The organism is Oleiphilus sp. HI0043 (assembly GCF_001634935.1).
The window spans coordinates 24,019-42,986 of sequence record NZ_LWEY01001312.1 but is presented as its reverse complement, the minus strand read 5'-3'; the positions used below and the strand labels follow the sequence as shown (position 1 = coordinate 42,986).

Sequence of the window (18,968 nt, the reverse complement as noted above, 5' to 3'; positions counted from 1 at the left end):
AAAGGAGTTCGGCCGATATCGAACCATTGCTCACCGAGAAGCAGTTTTAATCACTAACCATGGACGAGAAGATTTAGTTCTTTTATCTGCTGAAGAGTATCATCGACTTCAAGAGCTCGAAGAAAGAGCATTTCATATTTCCACTCTGACAGAAAATGAGCTATCCGATCTATCTGAAGCGGCTATTCCATCTGAAGCAAAGCTCTTCAATGATGAAATGAAATAAATGGCTGCAAAAATACCCGAAATAGGCCATGTCATTAAATATTCCTATCTTTGGTGGAATGAGCACCGAAAAGGAAAAAGTGAAGGTATGAAAGAACGGCCTTGTAGCGTCTTACTAAATCGTAAAAGCGAGCAAGGTCAAACTATCTTATTTGTTCTCCCCATCACTCATACCCCTCCCGTTGATCCAGAGTCCGGTATAGAAATACCTGCTGCAACCAAAAAGCGTTTGGGCTTAGATGCAGAACGATCTTGGATTATTACGACCGAATACAATAAATTTACTTGGCCAGGGTACGACATTCGAAAGCTGGATAATGGACTTTATAGCTATGGTGTCTTACCTGAAAAGCTAATCAAAGAAATCATGAAATCAGTTCAAACTCATGCCCGCAACAGAAAAGCAAGCGCTGTCAGCCGGGATGATTAGAATATGATCAAAAAGTTGGCCGCTATCGCAGCTTAGAGTGTATTACCCCTTATTGTTATGGTGCGTAATTATTTATCGGTACTCAGCAAGAAAAGCTTAGTATCGGGTGAGCCAGCCCCATAAACAGCAAAACCGCACAAGGCGGTTTTAATGCGAGACGAAAGTTAGTAAGGCCTTGTCTCTGTATAGCGCCGCCCCCAGAAGCCGTGTTTAGAGTATGAAAGCGAGTGTGATATGTCAACGATTCACACAATTCACGTTTATCGGCTTTCATGAGTAAGCAGTCATTGTTCTATTAGAAGTCCTTCTATTTTCAGAAAATATTAAGTGTCCCCGCTACATCCATAAGTATATCCTTCTTGATTTGAGTAACTATAGCCAAGGTAATCAATTGCCTCTGATAAAGGATTATCCCATCCACAATGGTAATCAATAGTTACAACATCTTTGGAGCTACGCTCCGTGTGTTTTTCAATATAGCCATTGGGGTAGTAGAGGGTTAACCTTTTCAAGTACTTTTCCTCTGTCCAGTCCTGTATTCTTTTTACAGTGCCATCTATATAGAACAGTTTCTGTATGCCTATCCTGCTTCCTTCCTCCCAATACTGTTGCGCACTGATTTCTCCTGATTGGAAATAGCCAGTCTCTTGGCCGTGTAATTTTCCTTCAGAATAATGAAAGAGGCGTTCAAGATCACCTGAGTAGTAATACGATCTCGCTTCTCCTTCGAATTTTCCATCAACATTGGTTTTAAAATCTTCTATTTGGCCATTAGCATAATATTTAATGTCCGGGCCATTTTTAACTCCAGCAACCCAAGTGGTTTCTGTTAGTAAAGTACCGCTTTCTATATATCGATAAGAAACACCATGTAACTCACCATCTACATATGGTTCCGAGCTTTCTTTTACACCATTTGAATAATAATTTTCTTGTAAGCCATGCTTCACACCATCAACGAAGTGGATGACAGTTTTTATATTTCCATTTTCCCAGTAATGTATCTGCTCCCCATCTTTTTCTCCATTTTTGTAGATATGCTCGAATAACAGGTTTCCATCTTCATCATAACTGAATAGTTTTCCATGTAGGCGATCATCGAGATAGTTTGATACTTCCTGCGCATTGCCATTTTCATAGAAGATAACAAAAGCACCTTGTCGGAGCCCATTAACATAATTAGCTTGATCACTTATTTGGCCACTTTCAAAGTACCCAATGTCCGAACCTTCCTTTAGTCCATTTTCGTAAGTCATCTCTGCCAAAAGATTCCCTGACTTATAATAAACTCTCAACTCTCCATCATTTCTGGAATCGGCTAATAACTCTCGCGGCTCATCAGGGTGTCTTACTGATAAAGCAAGATTGCTATCGAAAATGAACCCATCGTGTGCAACCTCTGTAACACGATCAACTTCCGTCAAGTATTCATACACAACAGCAATTCCTTGATCGATACCATTTATGAAAGATACCTCTAGCAACTTTTCCCCCGTATCTGAATCAAATCTCGTAAGCGCGTATTCAGACTCTCCACTGCCATCGTGCAACAGATTATTGCTACAGTGTGCTTCCCACTCACTGTCGTCTAATTCGTTTATGTAAGTCGAGTATCCATCCTCATCGAAACCTAAGTTTCTACAGTTAAGCCAAATTGGAAATATTTGTAAGTACACGTTTTCAACATGTTCGGCTCTGCCAGAGTCAATGCTTCGAAACTGCAATTGATGTTCTTTCCTGCCTTTTAGGTCAAGCTCGAATGTGATTGCACTATCATTACTAGTTTTCGGTCTAAACGTCCCTAAAACTTCTTCGTTAACTGTTCCCAAATCTCGAACTTGGACCGAGTGGCAAGGTACTTGTTCATCATTTCGTTCAGGGTGCGATCTACACTCAACCTCAAATTCGATAGTTGTCGAGCTATCTTCGCTGCCTAAATAATTCCACACGGTGCAGGTATTATTGTCTCCAGGTGTACAACTTCCAATATATGCCTCACCATTCACAGGGAGATCCAATGCTTGAAGTTTTGAGGTAGATAGATACGAACCATCAAACCTACCTGCGACCAGTGGCATCACTTGATTTGATGGATTTATGCCAATTGTAGATTCTTGGTAGTTTTCGAAACCTACCATGAATTTTTCGCTATATCCTTCAAACTGATTTGTAAACAAAGCAATACTCGAAACCGCATCAGCTTTTTTATAAGCTGTGTACAGCAGGGCAATAACTGGGTTGTAGGCAGCCAAAGCTGCTTTGAATATTTTTGATTTAATTGTAATTAAAGCGCATTCAGGGGCATCCTCGACGAGAATGTTAAGCATTAAACTTGTAATAGAACTCGCTCTGTCTTTATAAGATTCACCACTCAGCTGATCAAATAAAGTTCCCACATTACTCAATCCGGTAAAGAACTCCAAATCAAATGCTTTCCTTGTACAGCTCATACTCAAGCCGGTTGAGAGGTATATCATGGGTGCAGAATAGCTATAGGCAATAGAAGTGGCTAAAGCAACAGACTGCACCGCCTTAGCCTGCCCGCTCAGTTCTTCGCCCTTATCTTTACCAGGGCCATAAAAGTAAAGTTTTTCTTTAAGGTCAGACCCGTTTGTTTCGTATTCATTCTTTATAAAAGAAGATTTAGTATCTTTATGATCTAAAATATTGGAAGGATATAAAACATGAAATATCACATTAGAAAGATTTATATCATCACTTTCATTAGAAAGGTCTACGTTCTGGCTCTGAATCAGATTCGGATCATTTTCCGATTCAATAACTATTAGATACCTTTCTCCATAATTGTTTAATTTAAGCTTGTGAGATTCCAAGGTTTCGTCATACCCTTGTTTCTCGATTGTTATTTTCTCATCAGTATTTTCGTAATCTTCCCCCAGTCTATAGTTAGAAACGTCACCGTGTTTTTCAAAGAAATCTATACTCTGAGAGCTAATATTTCGATCAAGAGATGAGCGGTAAAGATGTGCAGTGGTTACTGTGGTTGATCTCAAGTCTTGTACTACCTTAACCAACCAATCTGCGATAAGGTCAGAAATCTCTTCATCTTCTGATAAAGACCAATCAGGATTGTCATTGATGTATTTTTCTACTTTCTTGGCTTCAACAGAATCAAGGCTGGCTTCCAGAGCCCCCTTAAAATCATCAGGCAGTTCTGGCATTAACGAAAGCAGCGCCTCTAAAGTTGTTCTTCCATTTAACTCTAGGTTTGTGGAATCGTTAGTAATTACAGATAGATAAACAGCATTCCCATCATCATCTAACAAGGATGCAATAGATGAATCTTGAATGTCCTCAGGCATCCTAAAATTTTCAACTGACTCAATATCGGTTAGGTCTAATTCACCAAAAGCGGGAGAAACAACAGTAGGTGTAACAACAGTGCTTGATTCTATTTTTAGAGAGGGTGTAAACACATCGCCTTTAGATATATCCGCATTGCTTTCCTGACCGTCGCCTCCACCGCCACCACAAGCAGATAGGCTCAGAACACAAAGTAAAGTCAAGAGTAGTTTAATAAAGGATGGCATGCCTAGCTCCAATTATTTATTGTTATTTCCCTAGAGAGAGTCTGTTTGTTACGCCTATTCTAATATGAGCACTTTATGAACAGCAATTAATTATTCAGCAATGAAACTCTTTTGGTTGGTGTTGGCCAGGGCCTGACTCTCCTGTCGAAGTTATTTCGAATCAGGGACTAAAAGAGCCTATTCAAGCGGCTCCACAAGGTCTGCTATCCGAACAAAGCCAATGGAAGCAGGTGCTATATCATATCGCTAAATCCAACCCAAATGTAGCAACATAGAAACAATTGTAGACGATCACTAAACGCATGTAGTAACATTTATACATAAGATTGTTTTGGAGGTGAGCTATGTCTACATTAACCAGTCGAGAGTTTAATCAAGATACAGGCCGAGCCAAGAAAGAGGCGCTGTCTGGACCTGTGTATATTACCGATCGAGGGAAACCGTCTCACGTACTCTTATCTTATGAAGAGTACAAAGCTATGACGGAGAAGAAGGCGACGATTGGTGAGCTGCTTTCTATGGATGGGGTAGAGGATATCGAATTTACTCCGGGCCAAGTCACCGACAAAGCTGCAGCAGCAGAGTTTTAGTATGTATTTATTAGACACTAATGTTGTCTCTGAACTCAGAAAAGTAAAAAGCGGTAAAGCTGATAGCAATGTAGAGGAATGGTCAGCCCAAGTTGAAGCTGAATTGCTTTATGTTTCATCAATCGTCATTCATGAAATAGAGCTCGGGATTCTACGGGCTGAAAGATCTGATGCTGCGAAAGGTAAGATTCTCCGGAAATGGATGAGCGACCACGTTTTGCCAACTTTTGAGGGACGTATATTACCAGTCGATAAGGAAGTCGTTTTGGTTAGCGCCAAGTATCATGTACCAGACCCAAAGCCATATAGAGATACGTTTATTGCTGCAACAGCCGCTGTTCAAGATATGACAATCGTAACGCGCAACGTATCAGATTTTAATCTGGACAACCTCAAAATATTCAACCCTTGGGAACAGAGTTAAACCTGGCGAGTATTTTTATGGCTGAATTATCACAAGAGGTATTACAGGAGTTTTCTGATCGAGTAGCAGAAATATGCGAGCAAATGGAGCTCGAGCCTGACCAAATGCTCGAAGCTATCGGCAGCACGTTCATTGGCGCTGTTATGAGCTTTGGAAAAACAAGCTATCAAGTAGAAATATCCGGAGTCGCAAGTGCCGCTGTGGAAACCATGTTTGGGGCATCCGACTAACTTAAGGTCTTGGAATAGGCTAAAGAAAGCCATGTAGATTGACTCGAATGCCTGATGATATATCCGATATTTGTGAATATCGGATATATTGAATATCAGAAAATCAAGGCTATGCTTAATCTAAAGCTCTTTGATAACGATTAAGAAATGAAGGACCCTAAGCGAAACCCGCCATCACCAATCATTGATAACCTAGAGTTTATTGGCAATCCATTTAAAGTCGCGCCGCAGAGCCCAAACTGGATAAGCTTTTCTGACGCTCAGCAAGATCTAGAGTTGTCATTGAAGTTTCTTTATAGCTATAACGGCAGTACAGCCACATTCAATAGCTATCGAAGAGAGCTCGAACGACTTTTACAATGGTCCTGGCAAATCGAAAAGACTTCAATTCTTGAGCTACAGCGTGAGCACATAGAAGAATTCATTAATTTCTGTATCAACCCACCTGAAGCTTGGATAGGTATAAAGAATGTCGCCAGGTTTAAAAAGTCGCCTGACGGGAGGATACCTAATAAAGACTGGCGCCCGTTTGTTGTTAACGTGTCAAAAGAAGAGTTCAAGCGAGGAAAAGAAGCAAATATTGGGGAATACTTTCCTTCTCAAGCTGCGATAAAAGCAACGTTTACAGCGATATCCTCATTTTATGACTATCTTCTGCAAGAGGGCGAAGTTTCATCTAATCCGGTCGCCTTAATACGACAAAAAAGTAAATTCATTAGCCGTGATCAACAAGCTCCAATTGTTCGCAGAATTAGTAATATTCAATGGGATTACGTCCTTGAAACGGCTGAGTTGCTAGCAGATCAAGATCCGGAAGAGCATGAACGCACACTGTTTATCATGAATGCGTTGTTTGCGATGTATCTCCGAATTTCAGAGCTAGTTGCCGATGAGCGCTCGACACCACTAATGTGCGACTTTGAGCGAGATCGAGACGGAAATTGGTGGTTTAAAGTTACAGGCAAAGGAAACAAAAACCGAAGAATTACAGTTTGCGATGACATGCTGAAATCTCTCAAGCGATATAGAGAGCATTTAAACCTAAGCCCGTTGCCTAGCATTAATGACAAGTCACCAATCTTGCCTAAATACAAGGGTTCTGGTGGCATTACTAGTACGCGTCATGTTCGCTTGATCGTTCAAAATTGTTTCGATGCTGCTCACAATAGAATGCTAAAAGATGGGCTCGAGCAGGATGCGGATGACCTTAGAATTGCTACAGTTCACTGGTTGAGACATACGGGAATTTCGGAAGACGTCAAACATCGTCCTCGCGAGCATGTACGAGATGACGCTGGTCACGCCAGCATGGCCACTACAGACAGATATATAGAGTCAGATCTACGTGAAAGACATGAATCCGGGCGCAATAAGCGAGTTAGAGAAATTTAATAATAGGTCCGGATAAAAAGATCTGTAATATTTCCTAGTAAAACAGATAGTTACAGCTCTAAATGTAAAATCTGCTCCCTATATTGTTGAGGAGCCTACCTTAGGTAAAATTTTATAAGTAGTTAGTTTCCTATTAGTCATTAGTAGCAAGGGTATTTGGTAGTATGAACTCACCTCTAGAGGTCTTACGTGAGCAGCGCCAGGCAGCTATCGCGAAGCAAGACCCAAGCGCAAAATATTGTTCTTTCGCGACGCTAGAGGAACACTGCCCATCCCAAGTTAGAATGCGAACACTCGTTGTGCGAGAGATATCTACTGAGTCTTGCCTATTATTTGTAAACCGCTTAGCGCAGAAGAACTTATCAAACTTAGCAGCTAACAAAGCTGAAGCGCTATTTTTTTATCCTTCTCTTATGTGTCAGTTCAGAATGCGTGGGAGTTTATCGTTATTGTCTGCCTCTCAATTAGAACCCCATTGGCATCATAAACCTCACGCATCAAAGCTTTTAGATCACTACTATGCTCGTTACCAAAATCAGAGTTCTGAATTAAATGATCGAAAAACCTTGGAACAGGCTTTATTGGAGTTAAAGAAAATATATCCAAACTCTGATGAAGTGCCCTTTACAAAAGACGCTTTAGGTTTGCTTATTACTGCTGATTACTTAGAAATTTGGCAGGCTCATGATAGTGGTGTGCATGAACGGTCTCTATTCACCAAACATGGTTCTATATGGATAGAGCAGCTGTTGGTTCCCTGAATAATGGTCTTTTGCCGGATGATTGCAATCTATTTCCCTTATACAGACGTATTTAATAAGTACCCTCTATAAATAGGAAATAGCGCAATGATCAATCTATTTAAGCAACACACAATGAAACGCTTGATTAAGGAATATGAAAGAAAGCTGACCTACGCTTTCGAGGCTCAAAGAATGGGTGATATGAGAGAGTATGCCAAGCGAACCCAGGATGCTGATTTGGTATATCAGCAAATAAAGGATCGGCAGCAGTCTTAAACTTGTGAACGCATCAGTGAAAAGACCTTCAGGCGCCATGCTAGAAGGTCTGTTTAGTATTACTGGTGTAAAGGACATCCTTTAAACCTGCGTTCACGTGCCTGATAATCCTGAGCCTTGACCTCCCATCCTTGAAGGTTGCTGTCGATTATCGATTCTAGTAAATCAATATGGCTCCTATCTGAGTTTAACGCAGGGATATACTGATAACTTTGTCCGCCGGCTTCTAGAAAATAATCTCGATTTTCCACGGCAATTTCCTCAAGCGTTTCTAAACAGTCTGATGAAAAACCAGGGCAAAATACTTGAACAGATGAGACGCCTTTATCGGGGAGTGATTTCAAGGTGTGGTCGGTATACGGTTTAAGCCACTCAGCTTTACCAAAACGCGACTGAAAGCTTGTGATAACTTTATCCGCATCAATATCCAGCGCTTCAGTTAATAGTCGAGAAGTGACTTGGCAATGACAGTAGTATGGGTCACCTAACTCTAAGTATCGTTTGGGGACACCATGAAAAGATAGCATGAGCTTGTCAGCCTGGCCGTTCTCAGACCAAAACTGTTTTATTTTATCGGCCATTGCTTTGATATACAGCGGATGGTCGTGATAAGAATTTATAAAGCGGAGTTCAGGCACCCAGCGACGCGCTGTTAGTTCTGTAGAGATCGCGTCAAAGGTGGAACCGGCAGTCGCACCTGAGTATTGAGGATACAAGGGAAGGATCACTAAGCGTCGAGCACCTTCTTCTAGCATTGAATTCATTACCTTGTCGATGGAAGGGTTGCCGTAACGCATCGCAAACTTGGTAACAAGCTTGTCACCCCATTTGGTTTCTAGCCTCTTGCTTAAGGCTTTTGCCTGCTCTTGTGTGTGCGAAAGCAATGGTGAACCATGCTCCGTCCAAACCGAGGCATAGGCTTTAGCCGACTTTTTTGGACGTATGCGTAAAATAATGCCGTGTAAAATTATCAGCCAGATAAGTCGCGGAATTTCTACAACTCGAGGGTCAGACAGAAACTGTCTGAGGTAAACTCGTAAAGCTTGTGGTGTTGGTCCGTCGGGAGTACCTAAGTTGGTAATTAACACACCTATTTTATCTTCTTGAGTGTGAGTGAAATCGTCTAGTCCTTTAAATTTCATAATACCTGTTCCTGTCAGTAATGCTTGTATCAACAAGATTGATTGTTTGTCGCGCTATGGCAAGGATACTTGTCTAGAAAACTGCATCATGCACTTAATTAATTGTGCATGATGCAGGAGTGTGGCTTGAGGTGACTAAAACTCTTCGACTGAAAAGTCCATGATGCTACTCTTTCCAGATTTTATGTCTGAAAGCAATGCCTCCATTTCTGGTGCGTATAAGCGGAAGAAGTGTTCAGCAGCTTTACGCTTGCCTTCTAGGAACGCTGCTGGGTATTGTTTGGCTGTTTCTGCTTGCTGCGTTTGAGCGGCCATTCTGGCCCATAATACAGCTAAGGTGGTTAGTGCAAATGTTCGTAGTAGCGTCGATGCCACCGCGCCTGCCTGTTCCGGATCTTGGCTTGCGTTCTGGCCTAACCAACTCAGTGCAGACTGCAAGGTAGATAGAAAACCTTCACAGTGCTTCAAGTGACTCTCGTTTGATACGATAGAAAGTAACGAACGCATCTCATTGAAGTAAGTTAGGGGGAGTTTCCCGCCTTTCATGGTTAGCTTACGGCCGACTAGGTCCATCGCTTGAATTCCGTTGGTGCCTTCATAGATGCGGGCAATACGGCCATCGCGGAGCAGTTGCTCAACAGGCCAATCCTGTGTGAAGCCAGAGCCACCCATAGATTGGAGGCCCGCATCGACGCAAGCATATCCTTCATCGGTCAGAAATGATTTGACGATGGGCGTGAGTAATTGAAACAAATCATCGGAGCGTTCCCGCACATTTGAATCGGCGTGGTGGTGACTTAGGTCAAAGTGAAGGCCGGCCAAGCTGGCCATTGCTCTAGACCCTTCTATCAAAACCTTTTGCTTTAAAAGCATGCGGCGCACGTCAGGGTGAACAATAATCGGGTCTGCCTTGCCTGACTTGTTTTGAGGCCCAGACAGGGAGCGACTTTGTAAGCGCTCCTTGGCGAACCCCAATGATACTTGGTAAGCCGTTTCTGCCAGCCCCAAACCTTGGATACCTACCATGATACGGGCAGCATTCATCATGGTGAACATGCACTTAAGACCTTGGTTTGCTTCTCCCACTAGCCAGCCTTTGGCATTTTCAAAGTTCATTACGCAAGTCGCTGATGCTTTGATTCCCATTTTGTGCTCAAGGCCTCCACAAAATGCTGGATTGCGCGACCCGTCTTCAAGCACTTTTGGGACGACAAATAATGAGATACCTTTGCTGCCTTCTGGGCTGCCAGGTATTTTAGCCAGCACTAAATGGATGATATTGTCGACAAGATCATGCTCTCCGCCGGTAATCCAGATTTTTGTTCCACTGATAGCGTAGCTGCCATCAGGGTTCTCTTCAGCTTTTGTGGTGATTAGGCCCAAGTCGGTTCCGCACTGAGGCTCGGTCAAGCACATGGTGCCAGTCCAAATGCCTTGTATAAGCTTTGGTAGGTAGGTTTGCTTTTGTGCTTCTGTACCGTGCTGCTGGAGTAAGTCTATCGCACCATGAGATAAACCTGGGTACATGCCAAACGATAGGTTCGTTGAACAGACCATTTCATCAACAACGTTTTTTAGTAAGTGTGGTAAGCCTTGCCCGCCAAACTCAGGCGCAGACGACAAACCACTCCATCCACCTTGTTGGTAGTGTTCGTAGGCTGCTTTGAAGCCATTTGGAGTTTTCACTGTTTTAGTGTCTGGATCGAATTGGCACTCTTCTCTGTCACCAGATGTATTGATAGGCAGTAACACGCCCTCGGCCAGTTTAGCAGCTTCTTCTATAACTGCTCTTTGCATTTCTTCTGTGGCTTCGGTGAACGCAGGACTTTCGGCTAGTTGGCCGGAGTTTAAGACATCAAACAAGACGAAATTAATATTATCCAATGGTGCTTTGTAATGACTCACAGTTAACCTCTTTATAAGTTCTTTGGTTCGACTCAGAGCCGAACAGTTTCGCGACAGCGAATAAATGATATTCAAGAAGGTTTACGTCGTTAAAAACAAATTGGATCAATATGAAAGAAAACTCTGAAGTGGATCCAAATTACAAACTATTGCGTAAGTGAGTTAATAAGAGATTGAAACCGGAACTGCCGGATCGTTGGGGAGATTAGTATGAAATTATTAGTAACGGGTGGAACGGGCTTGATAGGTCGCCGATTTATCGAACGGTATACTCACCACGACTATACCGTTTTGACCAGAGATTTTCGAAGTGCGCAGAAAAAACTACCTCAACACGTTTCCTTAATTGACAGTTTGGAAAACTTTACAAACCTAGATGGGTTTGACGGCGTTATAAATCTAGCCGGTGAGCCTATTATCGACCGTCGTTGGACAGCACAACAGAAACTCAGAATATGTGAAAGCCGATGGGCAATAACTCAGGCCTTGGTTGATCTCATTAACAAGGGAGATAACCCTCCAAATGTTTTTTTATCTGGATCGGCTGTCGGTATATACGGTGATCAGGGCGATACGAAGCTAGATGAGGCCTTTGGGCTTGGGCCCTCAGACTTTGCTTCAGAACTGTGCTTTCATTGGGAGCAGTTAGCGCAGATGGCAAACAAAAGAATTCGCTGCGCTACCTTGAGAACGGGTATTGTCTTAGACGGTTCGGGCGGCGCGCTATCAAAAATGATTTTGCCATTTAAGTTGTGCCTTGGAGGGCCGCTGGGAAACGGAAAGCAGTACATGCCCTGGATTCATAATGTTGACGTAACCAGAGCGCTTGAGTATTTATTAGTAAATCAGACGACGCGTGGCGCGGTCAATTTAGTCGCACCTGGTGCCGTAAGAAATAAAGAGTTTTCTATCGCGCTTGCTCGTACATTAAAGAGAATTGCAGTACTTCCTGTTCCGGCATTTATCTTGAAAACCATACTCGGTGAATCATCTATTTTATTGCTTGGAAGTCAGAATGTAGTCCCAAAGAAGCTTCTAGAAAGTGGCTTTCAATTTCAGTATCCTCAGTTAAAGCAAGCCTTGGATGAGATACTTTGACTTTAAATCATGTCATTATGATCTAGTTTTGTGCTTGTCGCGTATACCTTGTAGAACTGTTAAAAATGCATGGCATGTAAGAGGGTGATGGGTATGAAAAAGCATAATGTTATTGTCTCCGACAAGGCTGCTTCTAGCGACGCTATGAAAAGCCGAGGTGAGAAGTCAATTCAAGTAGGTTTGAGTGCCTGTTTGGCGGGTCATGAGGTGCGTTATAATGGCGGTCATACCCAATCTCGTTTATGCCTCAATGTACTTAGTAAGCACTTCGAATTTAAAACCTTCTGCCCAGAAGTTGCTGCTGGGTTTGGAACTCCCAGACCTACCATGAGGCTGACGGGCAACCCGGAATCGCCTCAATTAAATTTTAGCGACGACAATTCTAAAGACTTGACTGATCAGTTAGTGAGTGGTTTTGAGCACAAACTACCAGAAATGGGGAGTTTGGATGGTTATATCCTGATGAGAAACTCGCCTAGTTGCGGCATGGAAAGGGTGAAAGTCTATCAGCCTAATGGTCATGCTCATATGAAGCCAGGGATGGGCGTTTTTGCTCGTGCTTTAAGGGAAAAATATCCGCTAATGCCAATTGAAGAAGAAGGTCGTCTCAATGATGACGTCTTGTATGACAATTTTGTGATGCGCGTTTATGCGTATCATAACTTTCGTAAAGAAGTTTTGGATCAGCCTAGTGTTTTAAAACTAACCAAATTCCATGCGAGCTACAAATACTTATTGATGGCACATAATCAAAAGCAAGCGAAAGCGCTTGGCAGGTTGTTAGCGGGTGACAAGAGCTTAAGTATCGAAATGCTTGCAGGGCGTTATTTTGAGGGTTTTATGCAAACACTCTCTAAACCTGCCAATCGAAGAGGGCATACAAATGCCTTATTACATATTCTAGGGTACTTAAAAAGAAGCGTACCCTCAGTGTCACGCCAGCACATTGAGTCTTCTATTTTGAAGTACAAAGAAGGCATAACTCCTTTGGCAACGCCTTTAACCCTTCTGTCTCACTATTTGAGTCAGTTTGGCTCAGCTTATATAAATGAGCAGAGATACCTACAGCCTTACCCTGAAAACATTCACCCTATCCGTAAGTATTGTCACTAGTGTTTTTATAATGAAGAAATAGTCAATATAGCCTCTAAGTGATTTACCGTTTAGGGACTTGGCTAGTAATGCTTTATTGGCAAAACTTCCATGGAGTAACTATAGTTATCACTCAGGCTTATTTTGGTACAGCCTTAAATAATGCAGTTAACTGTGTTTGATATAATAAACTATAGTGAAAAGTTGGGCGACGATTGGGGAATACATCAGTTCAGGCGGCAAGAGGCTTTGGTTCATCCGAAGACTGGGTTGAAGAAAGTGCAGTTAATCTTTTGTATGCAAATGCAGTGGCGGCAACATTTGGGAGCTTAGCTGTTTTACTCCTTATTGCGTTTTCTGTGTCCGACTATATTGATTCGTTGATTCGTTGATTCGTTGATTCGTTGATTCTTGGCACTTGGGTTCTGATGGGCGTAGCTTTAGCCATTTTTAGAGCCTTAGCATTGGTTCTATTTAGGCTTAAGAGAGACAAGTTTGGTATACCTTTTTGGCAATACTCTTACCGCTTACTAAATTTATTGTCTGGAACTTTGATTGGCCTTGGCGCGGTCTGTTTCTTTCCCGTTCTTCCCGCTGAGTATCAAGTAATTATTCTGTCTGCAGTTGTAGGCTTGACCGCGGCAGCGCTAGCGACACATGCGGTTGATAACCCCGCATTTAACTTGTTTATGTTGCCTGCGTGTGGCTTGCCTGCGTTAGCATTTGTTTATTTTGATTACGAATCTCATTACGTCCTAAGTCTGTTATTAGCTTTCTTTATGCTTGTCATGATAAAGACGGGTCGTCAGACACGGGAAACGTTAATAGAAAATTTTAAGCTTACCTATACACTGCAATATCGAGCTAATCATGACCCCTTAGTAGGTCTTTTTAATAGGGGAGAGTTTGAAAGGCAGTACATGACCAGCACCCCCAATAGTCTTCACAGCATAGCGCTTATTTTTATTGATCTAGATAATTTCAAAAAACTAAATGATAGCTATGGTCATCAAAAAGGAGACCAAGCATTAACTGAATTTGCGGAAATAATTCGGGCTCAAACTCGCAAGGATGACGTTAGTGCGCGTCTTGGTGGAGATGAGTTCACAATATTATTGTTTGTTGATCAAATCGCTACGGCAAAAGCGATCGCGTTGAACATAATTGCTGACACGCAGAATATGGGTGTTAATGCTGAACTTGGTGACCTAAAAATCGGCTGTAGTGTCGGCTTAGCATTTACAAGTAATAATAACTTACCTTATTCGAAGCTGATGAGTGCAGCCGATAACGAGTGTTATAGAAGTAAACGCAATGGCAAAAATCAGTTAAGCGTTACTGATATAGATAAACCAACGCAGAGCTAGGTTAAGGGCCTTTCTGGAATCTACTTCTAGCTTGCAAGGTTTGTTAGATATTTCCTTATGTTACCGCAAAATATTAGAGTAATAGCTCTTTCCCTTTTGTCTAAATTTCCTGTAATGTGCCCTCGTTCCTATTACTACAGGCTAGGTTGTAAGTACTCATAAGTGGAAATAGCTTTTGCCTGTACTATGCTTTATGACAAAAAAGGATGAATGCTATGAGTAAAAAGTTCTGGGGTATTACAGCCTCTATTGTTGGTGCTGCGACGGTATTTCACTTCGCGACCTTACCACCAGCACCGCCGAGTGTGCCGCCTGTTCCAGAAAACATAGCTATTCCAGAGGTGCCCACCTTAACGCCTTACGACTTGCCAACGGGTAACGTTGAGGTTTCTGACGAACCCTATCGAGCGACTTTCCGAAGTGTCGGGATTCCAGACTTAATCGAAAACGATCTAACCACTGGTGTATACAAAGGTACCCCTTACTGGCTGGAAAGAGCTGAGTGGTTTAACGAGAACTATTACAATACTCTGGCAGCACGTAAAGTCTGGCCAGAAGGTAAATCGCCAGATACGCATGAGCGTGGTGACCCAGTAACATGGGCGATAGAGCCTATTGCTCAATATACTCCGCCTCCTTGTGATCAGCCTCAGCCAACCGGCTATGATGCTGAGGGTTGTCGTTATGTCAATGCACTGTTCAAAGATGTTGAAGCAGTTGACCCTGAAAAAGCTCAAGCAATGAGAGATCAAGCCCGTCGTGGCCGTGATGTTTGGTTTAAAGGTACCTTTGGTAATCAGGATGAGAACATCATTCACCAAGCACGACTAACCGGTAAAGAGGGTATGAACTACCCGTGGTTAGATACTCGCACTCGTCCTTATCGTTTCACCAAATGGGGCTTGATCAACGACCCGGATTGTAAGCAAGGTGATGCGTCTTCTAATTGGTATGATATCTGCCAAGACCCTCATTCATCGGGTGTGCTCGGATATCGTAAATACTATCAGGAGCCGATCAAGGATGAGTCTGGCAAAGTGGTTTACGATGCAAGAACTGCAGCCTACGAAGAAAATGAAATCAAAGAAAACAAACGCTTTGCTATCGGACACCCCTGTGTACAGTGTCACGTAGCGTTTGAACCGACAAACCCGCCTAAAGATCCAAATGAGCCTAAGTGGGAAAACCTGAGTGCAACAATTGGTAACCAACACACGCGCCAGCCTATGGCTTTTTTCCAAGGTGTGCCTGAAGACCATTTAGCGAACCAAGCAGTGATGGCAGGACGTTTAGGAACAATTGACACGTCGATTGTAGCGTCTGATTGGAGCCACAACCCGGGTACGCAAAACAATATTATGGACTTCCATAACAAGCGTGTCTTTGAGCATGAAATGAAAGACCCGGTCACGGGTGAAGTTTCAACAGCGCGCACTCGTCACGTACTGAAAGGCGGTGAAGATAGTGTCGGTGAACACCTAGCGCTGATTCGTGTTTATGTGAATATCGGTATGTGTACAGAAGAATGCTGGGTGCCTAACTTTCCGCATCCTGGGCAGCATTTCGGCCAAGGCAATAAGCAAAGCCCAATGCGTATTATGCAATGTGCAAACGAATGTGATGCGTGGAACTATGCCGATGCAAAAATGGATGACCTGGCTGCGTTCTTGATTACTGGCGGCCCGACCTATCTACTAGCATCTCAAGACCTGGATGGCAAAGCAGGTAAGGATTATATCGATTTGGATAAGGTTCCAGAAGGCCGCAAAGTTTTTGCTCGTGAGTGTGCAGGTTGCCACAGCTCGAAAATGGCACCAGAAAACGTACGTGCAGATAAGAATGCTTTGGCCAAGTTCTACGAAGGTCATGTATTTGGTTCGGAAGATTACTGGCAATTAGAGTTCACTGACGCAGAGCGCAATGATCCGGCCTTTATTGCGAAATTTATGCAGAAAGATGAGTCCGGTAAGTTACGTCCTAAGCAGTTCGCCGAGAAAGGTATCTTTGGTCAGGATTGGCTGTCAAACGATGAGTTAGTGCCTTTCGATATCATTGGTACAAACTATTGTCGAGCCATTCATGACAATCATAATGAAGGCCACATCTTTGAAGAGTTCTCATCTGAGACCTACAAGAATAAGCCTTCACCGGGCAGTATTCCTAAGGTGCTTAACCCTGTCGCGCCAATCGTCGGTGGTATGCAGATTGGCGAGAAGAAGATTGAAGGTGGCCCAGGGTACTTGAGAAACTTCTCTCTATTATCGGCTTGGGCAACGGCTCCATTCCTACATAACAATGCGATTGGTGAAGTGACTTTCCTTGAAGACGGTTCACCTGACTACACGGTTAAAGGACGTATCGAACAATTCGAAATGGCCTTCGATGAGTTGATGAAGTCTGACGATCCGCTGGCAGAGAACAGTCGCCCGCAGAAGATCACTAAGTTACAGCATGACCTGAATATTACCTTAAGCGGTCAGCCAGATGGCATTGTCCATTTCCCTAAAGGCACGCCTGCTGCGCATGTACTTTCGTCTAATCCACATGATGCAGTATTCTTGAAGTGCGGTGATTTTGTTGAGAACAAAGGCCACCAGTTTGGTATAGATCTACCTGCAGAAGAAAAACTAGCCCTACGTGAATTCTTGAAACTCATGTAACGTTTGGTACTCATGTTTGTCATGAAAAACGAATGGGGAGGCCTAATTGCTTGAGCTGAGGCAGCTTTGTTATCACAAGGGCTGCTTTAGCTGGGCAATGTTAATAATGAATCTATCTAGAGCAATAAGTGCGTTAGTCCTGTTGTGTATGCTCGCTATTGGCATTACATATTGGTCTATCAATCACGCTGATAATCCGTCTATTTCTGAACTCACTCAATCTCTTGATGGTGTAGAAGAGTCGTCTCTGCATAGTCAGCTGATACCTGATACAGACCTCCCTCCTGAGGGAACCCGTTCTTTGTTCGACCATATAATCGCGCAGAATGATGGCTTGCCTTACCCTTTTACTGAAATGATCAAGCTCTTGCAGAGCCAGCACCCTGAAGGTGAAGCGCCGCTGTCATTGCTGATTCCTGATGGCCGTTCACTGCTAAAAGGCCAAGCTGATCATCATTTACCTCGAATACTGATTGCGCCAGACTTTCAGGAAGAAAACACCCCAGCGGGTTTGGGTATGAATACCCAAGGCCAGCTTTTTGTTGCGCTAGTCGAAGGGGCAAATGAAATAGAGGTGCTTAGCTACAATGAAGGCGCAGGGCGGTTTGAGTTTCAGCTGGTGCAAAATTATTGTGAAGGGTGTGTGCCAAGAATTGTCTATACTCGTCGAGCGATCTGCCTGACCTGCCACCAAGGGGGCGGGCCTATTTTCTCGCAGCGCCCTTGGCAAGAAACCAATGGACAGTTAAGTGTTGCTAAACGTATACAGGCGGCCAGAGGTAACGAGCCTTATTGGGGGGTAGACATTGAACAACCGCTGGCTACGCCTGAGCGTTTTGATGAACTCACTGATGTTGGAAATTTTCATGTAGCTAGCCAGCGCGTATGGCTAGATGCTTGTGGAGTCGAAGGCAATGAGTGTCGACGTGCACTATTGTCACTCGCTCTACGTTACGCAGATCAGCCAGGCTTGTTTGATTCAATGAGTAAAGAGGTGAATACCTTACTCAAGCTCTGGGCGAATACTTATCCCGAGACGGGCATTAAGGTGCCACAATCCGACTTGGCTAATCGAGACCCAAGTGGTGAGTCAAACACCTTTACCGAGTGGCTATACGCAACCCTTACTCCTGATATTAGCTTTGGTGACGGCGCCAAAGACAATGAAGATCTCAATGCGTTTGAAAAGCTACCACCTCTGCCACCAAGGCAGGACCCATTAACGAAGCGGGAGCCAAAACAAACGCTAAGTAAATCGGATATCGATGGTGTCTATGGTATCGCCAGTTTCTTCACTGACTCAGATTTGAAAACACTCAACGCTCACTATAGCTACAAGATAGACGCCATCTTGCAAAGAGTTTCTGACTTACCGGTTGAATTCTTTGAAGCAAAGCCTTTTTCTCGGGTGGCAACTATGAAGGCTTTATTAGCTAAGGATCTTCAGTATTGTTGTTTAGATACATCTGACATGTCTTTGCCACGAGTGAGTAGCGCGCCTAAGTTAGAGATAAACGAATATCAAGAACTTAAGTTGTTTGAGCAGTATTGCTTCACTTGTCATCGAGGTAACCCTGCTAAGCGCCTTGATTTTATGTCAGGTGATAACGAGCAAATTGTGCTTGATAAGATCAAAGATAAAGCAGAAATTCGAGACGTTCTGGACTGGGAGCGTTATCAGAATACTGATAAGGAAAGTACCTTAATGCCGCCAAGAGATTCTGTGCAGTATAAAATGCTTGTCGAGGCTTTGAGTGACGAAGGGAAAGAGGGTGATGAATTACAGCTGATGCGAGACACGGTGCCAAGCTTGTTTAGCTTTTAATCTATACTAATCACTATC

17 protein-coding genes are annotated in these 18,968 nt (G+C 43.1%); 14 read left to right on the top strand and 3 right to left on the bottom strand.

Annotation, left to right across the window (positions count from 1 at the left end):
- Together A3729_RS17545 and A3729_RS17540 are read left to right on the top strand one after the other, a co-directional pair.
- Positions 1-226 (top strand): type II toxin-antitoxin system prevent-host-death family antitoxin (locus A3729_RS17545; protein ID WP_068634125.1); only part of this gene is annotated, 226 nt, incomplete at its 5' end.
- Entirely contained in the window at positions 227-655 is a 429-nt protein-coding gene (locus A3729_RS17540) for a hypothetical protein (protein WP_068634124.1), read from the top strand. It begins immediately after the preceding gene.
- Between the two features lie 323 nt (positions 656-978).
- On the opposite strand, the gene A3729_RS17535 is transcribed toward A3729_RS17540, so the two are convergent.
- Complete coding sequence (locus A3729_RS17535; RefSeq protein WP_068634123.1) at positions 979-4,206, bottom strand: toxin-antitoxin system YwqK family antitoxin; 3,228 nt, start codon at positions 4,204-4,206, stop codon at positions 979-981.
- 344 nt (positions 4,207-4,550) lie between these two features.
- On the opposite strand from A3729_RS17535, the gene A3729_RS17530 reads away from it, so the two are divergent.
- The 6 genes from A3729_RS17530 (at position 4,551) to A3729_RS31750 (ending at position 7,861) form a co-directional block, all read left to right on the top strand.
- A complete protein-coding gene (locus tag A3729_RS17530) occupies positions 4,551-4,796 on the top strand; it encodes a type II toxin-antitoxin system Phd/YefM family antitoxin (protein ID WP_068450878.1) in 246 nt (81 codons plus the stop codon).
- A gap of 1 nt (position 4,797) precedes the next feature.
- Positions 4,798-5,220, top strand: coding sequence for a type II toxin-antitoxin system VapC family toxin (locus tag A3729_RS17525; RefSeq protein ID WP_068633530.1), 423 nt, complete (start codon positions 4,798-4,800; stop codon positions 5,218-5,220).
- Positions 5,221-5,237: 17 nt separating this feature from the next.
- On the top strand, positions 5,238-5,450 hold the full coding sequence (locus A3729_RS17520) for a hypothetical protein (RefSeq protein WP_068450885.1): 213 nt from the start codon (positions 5,238-5,240) through the stop codon (positions 5,448-5,450).
- 147 nt (positions 5,451-5,597) lie between these two features.
- The gene (locus tag A3729_RS17515; RefSeq protein ID WP_068465882.1) at positions 5,598-6,842 is read left to right on the top strand and encodes a site-specific integrase; all 1,245 of its coding nucleotides are present in this window, start codon (positions 5,598-5,600) and stop codon (positions 6,840-6,842) included.
- A gap of 164 nt (positions 6,843-7,006) precedes the next feature.
- Positions 7,007-7,603, top strand: a complete 597-nt coding sequence (locus tag A3729_RS17510) for a hypothetical protein (protein ID WP_068510218.1) — start codon at positions 7,007-7,009, stop codon at positions 7,601-7,603.
- Positions 7,604-7,690: 87 nt separating this feature from the next.
- Positions 7,691-7,861 carry a DUF6435 family protein gene (locus A3729_RS31750; protein WP_156490163.1) on the top strand — a complete coding sequence of 57 codons (171 nt, stop codon included), beginning with the start codon at positions 7,691-7,693 and terminating at the stop codon, positions 7,859-7,861.
- A gap of 59 nt (positions 7,862-7,920) precedes the next feature.
- On the opposite strand, the gene hemH is transcribed toward A3729_RS31750, so the two are convergent.
- Both hemH and A3729_RS17500 read right to left on the bottom strand, forming a co-directional pair.
- Positions 7,921-9,003 carry a ferrochelatase gene (gene hemH / locus A3729_RS17505; protein ID WP_068516530.1) on the bottom strand — a complete coding sequence of 361 codons (1,083 nt, stop codon included), beginning with the start codon at positions 9,001-9,003 and terminating at the stop codon, positions 7,921-7,923.
- Between the two features lie 135 nt (positions 9,004-9,138).
- The gene (locus A3729_RS17500) at positions 9,139-10,908 is read right to left on the bottom strand and encodes an acyl-CoA dehydrogenase C-terminal domain-containing protein (protein ID WP_068516527.1); all 1,770 of its coding nucleotides are present in this window, start codon (positions 10,906-10,908) and stop codon (positions 9,139-9,141) included.
- A gap of 210 nt (positions 10,909-11,118) precedes the next feature.
- On the opposite strand from A3729_RS17500, the gene A3729_RS17495 reads away from it, so the two are divergent.
- From A3729_RS17495 to A3729_RS17475, 6 genes are all read left to right on the top strand, one after another.
- On the top strand, positions 11,119-12,006 hold the full coding sequence (locus A3729_RS17495) for a TIGR01777 family oxidoreductase (protein WP_068516525.1): 888 nt from the start codon (positions 11,119-11,121) through the stop codon (positions 12,004-12,006).
- A gap of 93 nt (positions 12,007-12,099) precedes the next feature.
- Positions 12,100-13,119, top strand: a complete 1,020-nt coding sequence (locus A3729_RS17490) for a DUF523 and DUF1722 domain-containing protein (RefSeq protein ID WP_082865023.1) — start codon at positions 12,100-12,102, stop codon at positions 13,117-13,119.
- Between the two features lie 194 nt (positions 13,120-13,313).
- Entirely contained in the window at positions 13,314-13,490 is a 177-nt protein-coding gene (locus A3729_RS31745) for a hypothetical protein (protein WP_156490164.1), read from the top strand.
- A gap of 36 nt (positions 13,491-13,526) precedes the next feature.
- Positions 13,527-14,465 (top strand): GGDEF domain-containing protein, encoded by a 939-nt coding sequence (locus A3729_RS17485; RefSeq protein WP_068516523.1) that lies wholly within the window; start codon positions 13,527-13,529, stop codon positions 14,463-14,465.
- 215 nt (positions 14,466-14,680) lie between these two features.
- Positions 14,681-17,125, top strand: coding sequence for a hypothetical protein (locus tag A3729_RS17480; protein ID WP_068516520.1), 2,445 nt, complete (start codon positions 14,681-14,683; stop codon positions 17,123-17,125).
- 106 nt (positions 17,126-17,231) lie between these two features.
- Complete coding sequence (locus A3729_RS17475; protein ID WP_156490165.1) at positions 17,232-18,950, top strand: hypothetical protein; 1,719 nt, start codon at positions 17,232-17,234, stop codon at positions 18,948-18,950.
- Positions 18,951-18,968 lie beyond the last annotated feature (18 nt).